Below are 14,578 nucleotides of genomic sequence, written 5' to 3'. Positions count from 1 at the left end.
ATCACTTTTATAAAACGAACCTTCAATCAGGACGTTAGCATCCGGTTAGCTCACGCCTAAATAGCTTTAGCTCTGCTTTCTATTTTGAGTCGGGAGGTTTAGTTCCCAATCTGTAATAAATTAGATTTAACAGCAACTACAAAAGTAAGGGAATAAGGCACTATTTGATTTAAATCATTTCTCAACTTGTCACAAACTTTTTGGAAAATACCTAACAGAAAAATCAGCATGTGGGAAGGGTGTTAATACGTGAGTGCAAAGATATATAGAACTGTGAGCCCTTTTTATTTAACTAAGGTTATTTTGATTTTTGTATCTCTAATTAGATTAACGTCCAGAGTTCGTTGGGCACATCTTTCACGATCCGTATTTTAAGGCTGTTTCCCAAGCAGATAGGAATTCTTCTATTGTTGAATATCTTTCTAATCTATCTAATGCAACTGCCTTAATTGCTACTTGATAAAGTTCCTGTCCTGCATCCCACTTTGCATCTGAGCGATCAAGCTCTCCTCCTAACAGAGCAAATGCGATAGCTCCCATGTTAAATACATTCGTTCTTTCATCAATTTTAGCATCTAATTCAAATTCTTCTGGGGACATAAATCTTGATGATCCCCACAGTCGCCCCATTGTATTAATAAATGGTTTTCTCTTATATAAATCAATGTCACAAATCTTTGTAACATTATCTTTAAAGTCATATAAAATACTTCCATCGTAAAAATCAACTGCTACATAGTTATTTCTTTCGACATTTAGATGGAATTCTAATATACTCTTAAATGACTTTAAACGTTGTTCAATGGGTAATTGCTTAAATCGGTAAAAAGGAGACTCAGGGTGAGTATATTTATGAGGTGGCGGAAATGACCAATGGGAGTGAAGACATTCACCTACAAACCATTCAAAAACCAATACATAACCTTTCTCAGTTTCAAAATGCTCCAGTAAATTGATCAAGTGTTTATGTTGTAAATTTTCATAAATGGGAATTGAATGCTTCAATATCGCTATCGCATCTTCTGGTTGTCCAGCATATTCTTTCGTCTTTGCACCAGCATACTTTATAAATTTTTTTATCCCGTCTTTTTCTATGCCAAAACATATATTTCCTGAGTCTTGTTGATCAAAAACACTGAATACTTCTCCCATATTTGTCAGCCATTCGAAGTTGTGCCTTTCTTTTAATTGAAATGATACTTTATCTAAATTCATCACCTGCATTTCGCCCATTTAATCCCTCCATTTAATATAAATCATCTTCTATATTTAATATTAAAGTTTACCAAAACCCTTGGTATAATGCTGTTTTTTTAAATAGTATAAAATAAGTCACAATCTCAACTTGGCCTGAATTTGGCACGATAATTAACAGCAAAATCAGTTATTTGGGAAAGATTTTAACACGTTTCACAGATTTATAGAACTGTGAGTTTTTTTCAATTAGCACACTTCGTTAACGTCATAGGAAAGCCTAATTTACATTCTCTCAGACAGAAATTTTTTTAATAACTCTATTGCCTTTTGTGTTGAACTAATTAACTTCTCATCCCCTCTTTGTTGCCTTATTCTAAGGGCTTCTAAAAAGCACCTTTCTGCTTCATCTAACCTTAACAATTCCATAAGACATTTTCCTTTATGCTGATGCACGAAGTCTATATAGTTCTTTGTGTTACTAGACTGACATTTTTCCAGTGCCAGATTGAACATGTTAAGTGCATCATTATGATTGTTATTATATTTCAGGGCTTCCCCTAACCGTATTAGCGAGACTATCTCTTTTGAAGTTTCTTGAGCTTTTTTCGCGTAATTACGGCAAAAAGTTAGATGGGAAATGGCTTTTGGCGCTTCTCCATTCACCCTGTACAAGTTACCAAGTGTTCCTCTAATAAAATACTCCTCTTGCTCATTTAAAGGACTTTTTAAAAACTCATTCGCTTCTTTTATATACTGTTGTAACAAAACTGGATCACTGGTCTTCTCACGGAGAAATTCATTATCGTCAAAATAGATAATTTCATTTAAAGACGATAGATTCCTCTTAAAATCTGACAGCATATCCGCCTCCTTAATCTTTAACTGGATATTAATCATTGTAACTAACCTTTGTAATTGAATGATGACTACTTAGATTATCATTTAGATAAATCGCCCAATTCACCTAAAGTAAAACTAACATCTCCTTGGTTACTAGATACTGAATCATCATTAATCACGAAAACTTGTTCAGATATGGGAAAAAGTTGTCCCTGTGGATCACCTTCTAAGAAAAATAAATACTCTTTATTTTCTTCTATAACGCCAGTATTAGTTGCGACCTTATCTGGATCTAGTTGTCTAATAAAGACACTTTCAACTAATGAATCTCCTTTATAGACATTAGAGACAGATAACTCTGTTATTATATAGGATATCTCTGTTCCACTATCCATTTCTTTTTCTTGGTTAAGCATCGTACCACTTACAATGATTTGCGCATGATTATAAAACTCATTAAGGTTATTATAATAAGGACTATCAACGAGAGGAGACACATTCTCACTCGAATCACCATCTAAAAAGCCGTTAAAATCTGTCACTATTAGGGCAATAAAAAAAGAGAACTGCAGCTGTGATGGCGAAATAGAGATTCTTATTTTTAACATACGCTTTTTTCTGTCTTTTTTTAGCCAATTGCATTTCTTCACTTATTATTTTATTTAATTTTTGACTAGGTACTTCAATTTTATCAAGCTCTTCTTTAAATTTATCAGCATTCATTATGTTTTCTTCCCTTCTAACATATATTTTAATTCTTCAAGACCTCGATGAATAGTTGTTTTTACTGTTCCAGAAGGCCACCCTAATATCTTTGCAATCTCATTCACTTTTAAATCTTTATAATATCTTAAGTATAGAACTGATTTACTTTTTGGATTGATTTGCTTAAAGGTATCAATTAAATCCATTGCCCCTTCAATATCACCTTTAATGTCATCAATATTTCTTTCTTTCATTCTCATCCAAGTGTCTTAATTTTTTTTGACATTAAGATGGTCCATTGAAGTGTTAATTAAAATTTTTGTTATCCATGTACTAAAATACTGTTCATTTTTTAAGCCTGATATTTTTTCAAGCGCTTTGGTTACAGTTTCTTGAAAAATTTCTAATGCGTCCTCTTCATTTTTCACATAAGTGAACGCCAATCTGTAAAGTTTATCTTTCTCTAAGTTGATTAAATACTCAAAAGCCTTAATGTCACCTCTTTTTGCTTTTGATACAAACTCAATAGCCTCCCTTTTCACATTCCCACTCTCCTTTGTCGTTCATATATTAGACAGTTTAGGGCGGCAAAACGTTTCAAAAAAAAGAAGCGATCCCAAAAAATATAAGATCACTTTCTTAAATGTATTTATTCAGTATATTCCTCAATCAAAGCTTCTAAGTCTTCAAGTTCTGTACTTTCTAATTCAATGTTATCTTCTGCTTCCAATAATAGAACAAATTCGTTCCCTTCTTCTTCATACAAAGATTGTGTATAGTTTGTTAGTACAGCTGGAGAGTCATCAAAAACACTTAAAAAGACAACATACTCATTATCATCTTCCAAATATACTACATCTTCAATACTGTAAGTAACGCCATCCATTTTTCCCGCCAAACTGTTTTATGGGGAATACATCACCCACTTTTGCATCTCCATGATAAACTTCTGTAACCTCTAGGCTCTTCACCTGGATTTTCTTCCTCAGAATCTTCCTCAGGCTCCATATAAGTATCAATATTTCTTCACAAAATTAAATTACTTTTCCTTTAACAACTAAACTTGAAGTATTTGAAAGTTCCTCAGCATTTTCAAAGCTTGGGTAACTAAAAAAGAAAATATTTCTTCTGTATCTTTACTAGTTATATTTGAAAGATCTACCATACTATCGTCAGATCATTCTCTACACGCTGCAAAAAACAAACTAACCTAAGATTCTATCTAAGGGACAAATACACTTATTATGAACAACACAGACTTTTGACCCGGTATAATGTATTGACTTTTTTTCCTGTAAGAAGTATATTTTTATATACATTATTTTCTTTTTATTGTTTAATTTTTCTTATTGGGGATGTTGACTATTAAGAGTATTTTGCTATTTATACATATATTTATCATGTTTCATATTCTTTCAGGATCAGAATATCTCCTGAAACCTATTATCTCTAATTACGAAATTAATAAAAGTATTCCTCACAAGATATATGAGAAACAATACACAGGATGGGGAGTTACAGTCCTTGCTCCCAAAAAAGTAGCAATACAAAGAGAAGTCAAGTTAGCTATTATTGATTCAGGAATAGATAAAAATCATCCCGATCTACAAGATGTTGTCATAGCAGAAAAAAATGTCATCTATCCTGACAGAGATATCTCTGATGATACTGGCCATGGAACTGGTATTGCTGGCATTATAGCAGCTAATGATAATTCGTTCGGAATCTCGGGCGTTTCTTCTAGCATTCCGCTCAAAATTTATTCAATAAAGGCATTTGAAAATGACAAAAGTAAAGATGATTATATTCTAGAAGCCCTAACTTGGGCGATTGAAGAGAATGTTGATCTTATTAATATGAGCTTAGGCTCTCAAAGTAGTGACCAAAGAGTCGAGAAGCTTTTAGATAAGGCCTATAGTAAAAACATTATTATTGTTGCAGCGGCGGGAAATAATTTAAATGGAAAAGTCGATTTTCCAGCAAGTAATCAGAATGTCATATCTGTTGGAGCAATAAATAGTGATTTTAGTAAAGTTCCTTTCACATCGTATGGGAAAATAGATTTTGTTGGACCTGGGGAGAATATTTTAACAACATTTCCAAACAACAAATATGGTTATATATCACATACTTCTGCTGCAACAGCATTTGTAAGTGGCGCGGTTGCAAATTATATTAGCCAATTTGAATCAAAAGAAGAATATACTGTTAAGGAGGTGAGGAAAAAGTTAGAAAATAATGCTATTAACTTAGGTAATCCAGAACTATTTGGAAAAGGATTAATACAAAATTAGGAGACATATTATGAAAAAAAGTCGAAGTTTAGTTACATTTGTAATAATTATTAGCCTATTAATTACATCTTTTAATTTTCAACAACAAACCTTAGCTGAAGGGGATGTAAGCAGTAATCAATTAGATTATCTTGAGAAAAATATTGAAAATAATTTAGAAAGTATGGGACTTGAGCAAATAGATGTTACTGCACAATTGCCAATGAGTAACCAAGAAGAGCTTGTTGACTTAGCTATTGAGGAAGATCCACAATTGGAAGAAGAGTTTCTAATTGAGGAAGAAGAGCTCACTTATGAAGAGTTGACTTTAGAAGATGAGCAATTAACAGAAGAGATGAAAGAAGAATTTGATATTCTAACCGATGAAGTAGAAAACGTAATTGAAGAAAATGATTTAGTAATTCAAATTATTGGTTTAGATGACACTGGCGAAGAGTTCTCTACCACTATCGGTCTGAATCTAGGTGAAGATGAAGTGAACTTAGTTACTACTTCAGATAACCAAAAAGAGTTTGCTTACTCACTGGATTTAGAGGAACTTAATGAAGATAATATTTCAGGCACATTAACAGATAAAATTACTGGTGAAACTATTAATCTGGAATCAGACTTAGGAGAGTATACTAGTTCTGCTGTTTTTGTTCCTGCTCTAGGAATTACTTTAGGATCCGCATTAATTGCTGGTTTTGCGATTGTTGTTGGTGCTGCTGTCTTGATTTATTTAGCAGCTAAAGGCTTAATTTCACTATACAAAGGAGCATTATGGGTAGCCGGTAAGGTTGCACAAGAACAACAGAAGAATAGAAAATGGGTTCACTACCAAGCAAGAAGAGTAAATAATAAATTGGGTATATTAGTTGGTCCTGGTCAGTCACAAACAAAAGCTGTTAATAGACTAAAAGCAAACGCAGATGTCTGGAGCATAAATTCAACTCAAGCGAAAAAAATTGCAAAAACAGCTTCGTCTTATAAAGATACACTTTATCATCGTCCTCATAAGGCTTCTAAAGGCGTTCGAACATTTCATCATTATCATCCAAAAGGTAAATCGTCTCATTCATTTTATGGACTTGGAAAAGCAAATTAATGAGAAAATACAAACAATATTTAGAATTGAGAGATAATTATCCCCCGTGGAAGATTAAAGATGTAGATATTTTTTTTAAAAGCTCGTTAAAAGCAAAAGAATTATCTTTATTAGATCCAGATATTAAACCATTCCTTATTGAAAGCGAAATACCTAGTAGAGATAAAATATGTGGAACTTATGGGATCTATAATCTAGCCATTCTTGAACTTTTAGAAGGCAAAGTAAGCTGCATAAACGAAATGAAGTTTCGAACACTACAAAAACAAAGCAAGACTATTACTGACGTAGATACTATACTGAGTATAGGATCCTTAGTAATATTGGAAACAGATGATTTTAAGTCAGTGTCTAAGTGTTATATTGGTGGAAATGTTAGTAGATTGTATAATTTAGTAACTTATTTTTCTGGATTACCGATAGTTACAAGATCCCAATTTAAAGATCACATTGTTAACGACTTCCTCACTGCTCTAAACGATGTTAAGAAAATGGGAATTTTGGATCTTAATTGAAATTCAAGGAATTCAGTGTAAATACTGACTGGATTCCTTTTTTAACCCCTCTTCTATTTACTTGGTTGGGGAATAAACAGAATCGTTATGTTCGCTTGTAGCTTTTTATCCTACCAATAATCCCCTTTACTATCAAGTCCATATTACGTAAACGTAAAATCATCAACCTTCCATTCGCGTACTACATATGCTATATCCAGTTTCATTAATGTATGAGCTTAGCTTTCTCTGGCTCATCAAATTTCTATCCATTTTGTGTGATTTTCTTATAATGCTCACTGGTCGCGGCTAGTCATACATATAGTAAGTAATTATTTTAAAAATATTAGTAACTGATCGGCTACAGACAGACTATTGGTATGAAAGCCCTCGCTGACTTCATATGACGATAACGACTTTTTTTAAAGACACCAACGGTTTCAGGCACACACGCTGTTCCTTCACTTGAAACGAGTACGAGTCTGAAATATGTACTAGATCATTCAAACATAAGACCCTCAAAACAACAGCAGATACTGATCTTAATATCACTGAAAAAAGAAGACGAACTTCCAAAGTTCGCCTTCCACACTAAAAGGTAATCTGAATCGGCACAAAAACGTCACGCTTCAAATCCTCATATTAATTCCAAACCTCTTTAAAATAAGGTTTTTAGTTATTAACCGATTGAACCTTCCATCTCGAACTTGATCAGACGGTTCATTTCCACTGCGTATTCCATCGGTAGTTCTTTTGTAAATGGCTCGATGAAGCCCATGACGATCATTTCGGTAGCTTCTTGTTCAGAAATACCACGACTCATCAAGTAGAACAGCTGCTCTTCTGATACTTTGGAGACTGTGGCCTCATGCTCAAGCGTGATGTCATTATTGAGAATCTCGTTATATGGAATTGTATCCGATGTGGATTGATTATCCATAATTAACGTGTCACACTCAATATTTGCTTTTGAGCGTTCTGATTTGCGTCCAAAGTGACAGATTCCTCTGTACGATACTTTACCACCTTGCTTTGAGATGGATTTAGACACAATCGTTGATGAACAGTCTGGTGCTAGGTGATGCATTTTAGCACCAGCGTCTTGGTGTTGGCCTTTTCCAGCGATGGCAATAGACAGTACATTTCCACGAGCACCGCGGCCTTTCATGACAACAGCTGGATATTTCATCGTCAGCTTAGAGCCAATATTACCATCTACCCATTCCATAACCGCATTTTCTTCTGCTACTGCACGCTTCGTTACGAGATTGAATACGTTAGGCGCCCAGTTTTGGATGGTTGTATAACGACAGTATGCATCCTTTTTAACGATGATTTCAACGACCGCACTGTGCAATGAGTTTGTTGTGTAAACAGGTGCTGTACAGCCTTCAACGTAGTGCACAGAGCTGTCCTCATCTGCAATGATAAGTGTACGCTCAAACTGTCCCATGTTTTCAGAATTGATACGGAAGTATGCTTGTAAAGGTGTATCTGTTTTAACACCCTTCGGTACATAAATGAATGAACCTCCAGACCACACGGCTGAATTAAGAGCTGCAAATTTATTATCAGTTGGCGGAATCACTGTGCCAAAGTGCTTGCGAAAAATCTCTTCGTCTTCCTTTAAAGCAGTGTCAGTATCTTTAAAGATAACACCAAGTTCTTCAAGATCTTCCTGCATATTGTGATACACAACTTCGGATTCATACTGAGCTGAAACGCCTGCAAGGTATTTTTGCTCAGCTTCTGGAATACCTAATTTATCGAACGTGTTTTTAATTTCTTCTGGCACTTCATCCCAAGAACGTTCGGATTTCTCAGATGGCTTAACATAGTACGTAATATCATCAAAATTTAATTCTGCCAAATTCCCACCCCATTGTGGCATTGGCATTTTATAAAACTGCTCTAGTGATTTTAAACGGAAGTCTAACATCCATTGAGGTTCATCCTTCATACGAGAAATTTCCTCAACGATTTCACGGGTTAATCCTTTTTTCGAACGGAATATCGAGACGTCTTTATCAGAAAAACCGTACTGATATTCACTGATTTCTGGCATTTCTTTTGCCATGTGAAACCCTCCTTATAGATTGGGAACAGGTAAACTGTTCTTCAATTGAATTCTTACTTAACTAAACATGTCACTCGTTTCACGACGGCAGGGACTTAAAAGGTTATAGTCTCTATTTTACAACACACACATAGTAAAAACCAAGGGTACTGGCTGATTTATTCCGTCTCGTCTTGTTCCTCTTCCTCTAAACCTTTTTCCATCGCTTTCCACGCTAACGTGGCACACTTAATTCGTGCAGGAAATTTCGCCACTCCTTGTAAGGCTTCAATATCTCCTAAATCAAAATGACCTTCATCGTACTCTTCTCCAAGCATCATTTTTGAAAAAATCTCAGACATTTGCAGTGCCTCTTCAACTGGACGCCCTTTCACAGCTTGCGTCATCATAGACGCTGAGGAGAGGCTGATTGAGCAGCCTTCACCAACAAACTTCGCATCTTCTATCTTTCCATTGTTCACTTGCATCTGTAGTTGAATACGATCACCACATGTAGGGTTATTCATATTCACTTTCAAGGAGTCACCCTCAAGCTCTCCACGATTTCGAGGGTTTTTGTAATGATCCATAATCACTTGACGATACAGTGTGTCTAGTTGATTACCTAAAGACATCTCCAAAATACTCCTTTGTTTTTATTAATGCTTTCACGAAAGCATCCACATCTTGTTTAGTATTATAAAGATAAAAGCTAGCTCTTGCAGTTGCTGTAACATCTAACCATCTCATAAGCGGCTGAGCGCAATGGTGACCGGCTCTTACAGCAACCCCTTCAGCATCTAGGACTGTGGCAACGTCATGCGGGTGAACATCCTCACAGTTAAATGTGACAACACCTGCCCGTTTTTTAGGACCATACACAGTGACACCATCTATTTTATCCAGCTCACTTATAGCATACGATGCCAACTCTTGTTCATGCTTTTTAATATTATCCAAACCGATCGCTTCTAAAAATCTGATTGCCTCAGCAAGACCGATGGCGCCTGCAATAATTGGTGTCCCACCTTCAAACTTCCAAGGAAGCTCTTTCCAAGTAGAGTCATATAGATCAACAAAATCAATCATCTCTCCACCGAATTCCACAGGTTCCATGTTTTTCAGAAGCTGTTTTTTACCGTAGAGAACACCGATACCAGTCGGTCCGCACATCTTATGTCCTGAAAAAGCGTAAAAGTCCACATCTAAATCTTGGACATCCACTTTCATATGTGGGACAGCTTGTGCGCCATCAACCATAATAACAGCCCCTGATTTATGAGCAATGTCAGCTATCTCTTTAATCGGATTAATGGTTCCTAGTACGTTGGAGACATGAACCACAGATACAATCTTTGTTTTATCTGTGATGGTTTCTTCCACTTTATCAAGTGAAAGCGTTCCATCTTCTTCTAATGGGATATATTTTAACGTAGCACCTGTTGCTTTAGCTAGTTGCTGCCAAGGAATGATATTACTATGATGCTCCATCGGTGTAATGACAATCTCATCATCAGGACCAACATTGGCTCTTCCGTAACTTGCAGCCACTGTATTAATAGCTGTTGTTGTACCTCTTAGAAAAATCACTTGCTCAACGCTTTTCGCATTAATAAACTTACGAACCGTATCACGAGCCCCTTCATATCCGTCAGTAGCTCGTGAACCGAGAGTATGAACCCCTCGGTGCACGTTAGAATTATACGCATTATAATAATGATTTACTGCATCAATAACCTGTTTCGGTTTTTGAGACGTGGCGGCGCTGTCCAAATAAACAAGCGGATGACCATTAACTTCTTGCTGAAGAATCGGGAATTGTTCACGAATGGCTTGAATATCCATTAATAAACTTTCCTTTCGATCACATCATATAGCTGCTCTTTAACTGATTCAATCGGTAAGTCACCGACAACAGGCTCTAAGAAACCATGAATAATAAGACGTTCAGCTTCTTTTCGAGAGAGTCCACGGCTCATGAGATAGAACATTTGCACAGGATCTATTTTTCCTACGGAAGCCGCATGCCCTGCTGTTACATCATCTTCATCAATGAGAAGAATTGGGTTAGCGTCACCTCTTGCCTTTTCGCTAAGCATGAGAACACGCTCTGTCTGTTCACCATTCGCTTTTGTCGCACCGTGTTCAATTTTCGAAACGCCATTAAAAATTGACGTAGCGGCATCTTTCATAACGCCGTGCTTTAAGATTTGTCCATCAGAATTTTTTCCGAAATGGATAATATTCGTCGTGAAGTTTTGAGATTGCTTCCCACGTCCAATGGACACCGTCTTCGTATCACCATAAGACCCCTCACCAACGAGGTACGTAGTGTTCTCAGATACAGTGTTACCATCATTCATTTGTCCGAGCGCCCAGTATAACTGTGCATCTCTACCAGTAACTTGGCCACGACGATTGACATAAGTTGTCACTGTTTCCGTTAAATTATCTACTGCCCCATAACGAACGACCGCACCGTTCTCAACGTATACTTCAGACACGATGTTCGCGACTGCTTCAGTGGAAGAACCTTCGGATAAATAGTTTTCTACATATGTCACACTACTGTTTTCATCTGCCACAATGAGGACGTGATTAAATAATCCGAAATTCCCTTCGTGTGAGTACACTGCTTGGAGAGGTAACTCAACTTCCACATTTTTAGGGACGTAAATAAAAATACCTCCGTTGACTAAAGCCGCATGAAGGGCTGTTAAGCGATTTTCATCTAAAGAAATAGCGTCCTTCATAAAATATTTCTTCACGAGCTCTTCATGTTCTTGCAAGCCCGTTTTTAGATCTGTAAAAATAACACCTTTACTATTTAAATCATCGTGAAGAGCTTCATAGGTTGTCACACCATTTTTTTGTGCCAGTAGGTTCTGAATATTTTTTTCATCCCCAATTAAAGAGCGGACACCTTCTGATAGTAGGGAGAAGCTATTACTTTCTTCAACCTTCGCGTCAAAATCAAATGATGTGAAATTCCATTTCGAAATTTTTGTTTTATCTGGTTTTGGCAATTCAAGGTTTAAAGCTTTATCTAAAGACGTTAGACGAAGGTCAGAGAACCATTGAGGTTCATTGCGGTCTTTAGAGAAGCTTGTGATATCTTGTTGATTTACTGGAAACGTTATTTCCGTCGTCATCTTCATTCCTCCTCCTTTGACCGGCCTTATTCTTGACCTACTGTTTCATCTTCAATTCCAAGCTCTTCTTTTATCCAGTCATAGCCTTGTTCTTCAAGCTTGTGTGCAAGCTCAGGACCGCCGGATTTCACGATGCGTCCTTGCATCATAACGTGTACGAAATCAGGTTTAATATAGTTTAATAGGCGTTGATAGTGGGTAATGATTAAACAGCCGAACTCTTCACTGCGCAGTTCGTTAATTCCTTTAGCAACGACTTTAAGGGCATCAATATCCAACCCTGAATCAATTTCGTCAAGGATCGCAATTTTCGGTTGGAGCATAAGTAATTGCAGGATTTCATTACGTTTTTTCTCCCCACCAGAGAACCCTTCATTTAGATATCGATGCTGAAATGATTCGTCAATTTCTAATGTTCCCATCTTCTCATCCATCTGGCGAATAAACTTCATTAAAGAGACCTCATCGCCTTCTTCACGTCCAGCGTTCATAGCAGAACGAATAAAATCAGCATTCGTCACACCAGACACTTCACTAGGATATTGCATCGCAAGAAACAAGCCTGCTCGTGCACGCTCATCTACTTCCATCTCAAAAAGGTCTTCACCCATTAGTGTTGCTTTTCCTTCAGTGACTTCGTATTTAGGGTGGCCCATAAGTGCAGAAGCGAGTGTTGATTTTCCTGTCCCGTTCGGCCCCATAATAGCGTGAATTTCTCCACCATTTACCTCAATACCAAAGCCTTTTAAAATTTCTTTATCTTCAATTGATACATGAAGATCTTCTACTGTTAAATTTGGTTTCGTCATGATACGTACCTCCATTTATTTTTTGAAAGTTTGTTTTAAAACATGTTAAGATGAGAAATGAAAGATTTCAACACATTCTCACTTTATTCTCATTACAATCTTATATCAAATGAAAAAGCAGTTCAAGGGAAATGCACAATTCTTTTCATGTTTCTTTCATAAAATATCCAATAGAGAACTTCTTATACAAAAACTGTTACTATACGCTTTCTAAATCTTAACTTTTATGTTTATAACGCTCGCTTTTTGGTTCGTTATAAAATAGTATCTTAACTTTTTCCTTTTAATTTTAACATGAATGACTTTTAAATTAAAAACTTCATTCTCAATTAGATGCCTTTCTTCCACCTCTAATTGAGAATGATTTTTAATTAGATTAAATAGCCTGGGAGGATGATATCCTCCCAGGCTATTATGAGTCGTATGCGATTTGACCTGAAAGCTTAGACAACGGGACATAGAAGCAAGATGATCACTTAATTAACAAGAAGTGTGACTTTTAAAGGTGTGCTAATTCTTTAACTATTTTCATGCTTTTTTGATAATCTTTTTCCCGTTTTCTTTCAATCTTCAAGAGATTATCTAGATCTTGGTTGTACTCTTCGTAACTCATTCCATAACTTTGATACAAAGCTTTCTCCATTTCAGCGGTATGCTTCATTTGAGATAGTAAAATAATAAATCACATTCCTTTCAAATATAGAGGAAACCGTTATGGCATACTAACCATTAGCTCCTCACCATATGATTTATTTTAGCATTCCCGCTTTCACACCCCAACTCGTAAATAATGTTAAATTTTCTGACAATTGTTCTTGTGACAGTGTCAAGAAATCTCACCGTCATTTGCGTTATAATCTCTACTTCATCCGTGAATTTACTCTACATTTCAATCATCTGTTACAGACTATGAGAACATGTCACCTGACAACTCTTGAATGGCTTCTTCAACTAAAGTGACTCCTTGGCTCAAAGCTGCCCCTCCACCAAATGCACCTGTTACAGCTACCGTTTCTAATATTTCCTCTCGACTGGCCCCTTGGTCTAGGCAACCTTTCACATGATAAATAATACAATACTCATCTTGAGCATTGATACTAATTCCCAATGCTATCAGCTGTTTCTCTTTTTGAGATAATACCCCTTCAGCAAAACAAGCTTCAGTAAATGTATGATATTTATGTGCAATATCTGGCATTTGCTCTGAAAAATAGCCCATTCCTTCTTTATAATGATGTAAAGCTGCTTCAATTGAAGAATTGTACTCATTTTCCATAAATCGTTCACTCCTTCGTAAGTTATATCGTTAGCTTCTCCGAAAAAACGTCTCCTATGTGTTAGTTAAATTCAGTTCCTTCATCTATGTTGTCAACGTGAACGGTGATATTGCTCAGTGAAAATTTTGTTAAGGGGAAATAAAAACACCACGACTAATGCACCATTTGATGGCCATTGAGTAAAAATCTGCATACCCTTTAGACAAGGGCATTAGGGGTTGTTTATCTTTGCCTCTTCTTTAAAAAAAGCAAGTGATTTCTGGATGTAAAGCTCCGGATTGCCAATGCAGAGTTCACCATGATCGAAGCCTTGAAAAACCTTTACCTGTGTAGAAGGAAGGATTTTCGAAATAGCTTCAGCGGATTTTTTTAAGAAAAAGGATTCCTTAGAGCCATACCAGTATGTAATTTTTGTTTTTGTATTTTTGATCGCCGGTGGCAAGCTCAGAATTACTTTATTTATGGGAATAAGGGGAGCGTCGGCGATCATTTTTAAACATTGATCTTATTTGTGCAAGAATATCAACGGAGTGTGAGTGGCGTAAAAAGGATGAATCAACGACACTCACTCACAAATAAGACTTTGAGTGGCGTGAAAACAATGAATCAGCGACACTCACTCAGAAAATGGGCTTTGAGTGGCGCGAAAAGATTGAAACAACGACAC

Annotated in this window: 16 protein-coding genes; 3 read left to right on the top strand and 13 right to left on the bottom strand. The window is 36.2% G+C overall.

What is annotated here, in order from left to right; translation table 11 throughout:
• Positions 1-357: 357 nt before the first annotated feature.
• The 7 genes from BK581_RS16880 to BK581_RS16850 form a co-directional block, all read right to left on the bottom strand.
• Entirely contained in the window at positions 358-1,233 is an 876-nt protein-coding gene (locus tag BK581_RS16880; protein ID WP_078579270.1) for a protein kinase domain-containing protein, read from the bottom strand.
• Between the two features lie 246 nt (positions 1,234-1,479).
• Complete coding sequence (locus BK581_RS16875) at positions 1,480-2,058, bottom strand: tetratricopeptide repeat protein (RefSeq protein ID WP_078579269.1); 579 nt, start codon at positions 2,056-2,058, stop codon at positions 1,480-1,482.
• 77 nt (positions 2,059-2,135) lie between these two features.
• Positions 2,136-2,579: a hypothetical protein gene (locus BK581_RS16870; protein WP_078579268.1), complete on the bottom strand. Its 444-nt coding sequence runs from the start codon at positions 2,577-2,579 to the stop codon at positions 2,136-2,138.
• Complete coding sequence (locus tag BK581_RS16865; protein WP_078579267.1) at positions 2,566-2,760, bottom strand: hypothetical protein; 195 nt, start codon at positions 2,758-2,760, stop codon at positions 2,566-2,568. The genes BK581_RS16870 and BK581_RS16865 overlap by 14 nt, the downstream gene beginning before the upstream one ends.
• A complete protein-coding gene (locus tag BK581_RS16860) occupies positions 2,760-2,996 on the bottom strand; it encodes a sigma factor-like helix-turn-helix DNA-binding protein (RefSeq protein WP_169837771.1) in 237 nt (78 codons plus the stop codon). Before BK581_RS16860 ends, BK581_RS16865 begins: the two co-directional genes overlap by 1 nt.
• A gap of 15 nt (positions 2,997-3,011) precedes the next feature.
• Positions 3,012-3,284 (bottom strand): sigma factor, encoded by a 273-nt coding sequence (locus BK581_RS16855; RefSeq protein WP_078579265.1) that lies wholly within the window; start codon positions 3,282-3,284, stop codon positions 3,012-3,014.
• A 107-nt stretch (positions 3,285-3,391) separates the two neighbouring features.
• Positions 3,392-3,628, bottom strand: a complete 237-nt coding sequence (locus BK581_RS16850; RefSeq protein WP_078579264.1) for a hypothetical protein — start codon at positions 3,626-3,628, stop codon at positions 3,392-3,394.
• Positions 3,629-4,097: 469 nt separating this feature from the next.
• On the opposite strand from BK581_RS16850, the gene BK581_RS16845 reads away from it, so the two are divergent.
• From BK581_RS16845 to BK581_RS16835, 3 genes are read left to right on the top strand one after another with little or no spacing between them, the layout of a single operon-like run.
• On the top strand, positions 4,098-5,036 hold the full coding sequence (locus BK581_RS16845; RefSeq protein ID WP_078579263.1) for a S8 family peptidase: 939 nt from the start codon (positions 4,098-4,100) through the stop codon (positions 5,034-5,036).
• A 10-nt stretch (positions 5,037-5,046) separates the two neighbouring features.
• Entirely contained in the window at positions 5,047-6,123 is a 1,077-nt protein-coding gene (locus BK581_RS16840; protein WP_078579262.1) for a hypothetical protein, read from the top strand.
• A complete protein-coding gene (locus BK581_RS16835; RefSeq protein WP_078579261.1) occupies positions 6,123-6,638 on the top strand; it encodes a hypothetical protein in 516 nt (171 codons plus the stop codon). The genes BK581_RS16840 and BK581_RS16835 overlap by 1 nt, the downstream gene beginning before the upstream one ends.
• A 658-nt stretch (positions 6,639-7,296) precedes the next feature.
• Here the strand turns inward: BK581_RS16835 and sufB are convergent.
• From sufB to BK581_RS16805, 6 genes are all read right to left on the bottom strand, one after another.
• On the bottom strand, positions 7,297-8,694 hold the full coding sequence (gene sufB / locus BK581_RS16830; protein WP_078579260.1) for a Fe-S cluster assembly protein SufB: 1,398 nt from the start codon (positions 8,692-8,694) through the stop codon (positions 7,297-7,299).
• A gap of 158 nt (positions 8,695-8,852) precedes the next feature.
• Positions 8,853-9,308 carry a Fe-S cluster assembly sulfur transfer protein SufU gene (gene sufU / locus BK581_RS16825; RefSeq protein ID WP_078579259.1) on the bottom strand — a complete coding sequence of 152 codons (456 nt, stop codon included), beginning with the start codon at positions 9,306-9,308 and terminating at the stop codon, positions 8,853-8,855.
• Entirely contained in the window at positions 9,295-10,518 is a 1,224-nt protein-coding gene (locus tag BK581_RS16820; RefSeq protein WP_078579258.1) for a cysteine desulfurase, read from the bottom strand. Before BK581_RS16820 ends, sufU begins: the two co-directional genes overlap by 14 nt.
• Complete coding sequence (gene sufD, locus BK581_RS16815; protein WP_078579257.1) at positions 10,518-11,825, bottom strand: Fe-S cluster assembly protein SufD; 1,308 nt, start codon at positions 11,823-11,825, stop codon at positions 10,518-10,520. The genes BK581_RS16820 and sufD overlap by 1 nt, the downstream gene beginning before the upstream one ends.
• 26 nt (positions 11,826-11,851) lie before the next feature.
• On the bottom strand, positions 11,852-12,634 hold the full coding sequence (gene sufC, locus BK581_RS16810) for a Fe-S cluster assembly ATPase SufC (protein ID WP_078579256.1): 783 nt from the start codon (positions 12,632-12,634) through the stop codon (positions 11,852-11,854).
• Positions 12,635-13,541: 907 nt separating this feature from the next.
• Positions 13,542-13,910: a carboxymuconolactone decarboxylase family protein gene (locus BK581_RS16805; RefSeq protein ID WP_078579255.1), complete on the bottom strand. Its 369-nt coding sequence runs from the start codon at positions 13,908-13,910 to the stop codon at positions 13,542-13,544.
• Between the last annotated feature and the right edge of the window lie 668 nt (positions 13,911-14,578).

It is taken from the genome of Salipaludibacillus agaradhaerens (assembly GCF_002019735.1).
GTDB classification, from domain to species: domain Bacteria; phylum Bacillota; class Bacilli; order Bacillales; family Salisediminibacteriaceae; genus Salipaludibacillus; species Salipaludibacillus agaradhaerens.
The sequence above is the reverse complement of the archived record's forward strand: the minus strand, read 5'-3'. Positions and strand labels throughout refer to the sequence as shown.

What these genes read in the sequence shown, in the direction of transcription:
- BK581_RS16880 (WP_078579270.1), bottom strand. Translation starts at nt 1,233, where the DNA reads ATGGGCGAAATGCAGGTGATGAATTTAGATAAAGTATCATTTCAATTA.
- BK581_RS16875 (WP_078579269.1), bottom strand. Translation starts at nt 2,058, where the DNA reads ATGCTGTCAGATTTTAAGAGGAATCTATCGTCTTTAAATGAAATTATC.
- BK581_RS16865 (WP_078579267.1), bottom strand. Translation starts at nt 2,760, where the DNA reads ATGAATGCTGATAAATTTAAAGAAGAGCTTGATAAAATTGAAGTACCT.
- BK581_RS16860 (WP_169837771.1), bottom strand. Translation starts at nt 2,996, where the DNA reads ATGAAAGAAAGAAATATTGATGACATTAAAGGTGATATTGAAGGGGCA.
- BK581_RS16850 (WP_078579264.1), bottom strand. Translation starts at nt 3,628, where the DNA reads ATGGATGGCGTTACTTACAGTATTGAAGATGTAGTATATTTGGAAGAT.
- BK581_RS16845 (WP_078579263.1), top strand. Translation starts at nt 4,098, where the DNA reads ATGTTGACTATTAAGAGTATTTTGCTATTTATACATATATTTATCATG.
- BK581_RS16840 (WP_078579262.1), top strand. Translation starts at nt 5,047, where the DNA reads ATGAAAAAAAGTCGAAGTTTAGTTACATTTGTAATAATTATTAGCCTA.
- BK581_RS16835 (WP_078579261.1), top strand. Translation starts at nt 6,123, where the DNA reads ATGAGAAAATACAAACAATATTTAGAATTGAGAGATAATTATCCCCCG.
- sufB (WP_078579260.1), bottom strand. Translation starts at nt 8,694, where the DNA reads ATGGCAAAAGAAATGCCAGAAATCAGTGAATATCAGTACGGTTTTTCT.
- sufU (WP_078579259.1), bottom strand. Translation starts at nt 9,308, where the DNA reads ATGTCTTTAGGTAATCAACTAGACACACTGTATCGTCAAGTGATTATG.
- BK581_RS16820 (WP_078579258.1), bottom strand. Translation starts at nt 10,518, where the DNA reads ATGGATATTCAAGCCATTCGTGAACAATTCCCGATTCTTCAGCAAGAA.
- sufD (WP_078579257.1), bottom strand. Translation starts at nt 11,825, where the DNA reads ATGACGACGGAAATAACGTTTCCAGTAAATCAACAAGATATCACAAGC.
- sufC (WP_078579256.1), bottom strand. Translation starts at nt 12,634, where the DNA reads ATGACGAAACCAAATTTAACAGTAGAAGATCTTCATGTATCAATTGAA.
- BK581_RS16805 (WP_078579255.1), bottom strand. Translation starts at nt 13,910, where the DNA reads ATGGAAAATGAGTACAATTCTTCAATTGAAGCAGCTTTACATCATTAT.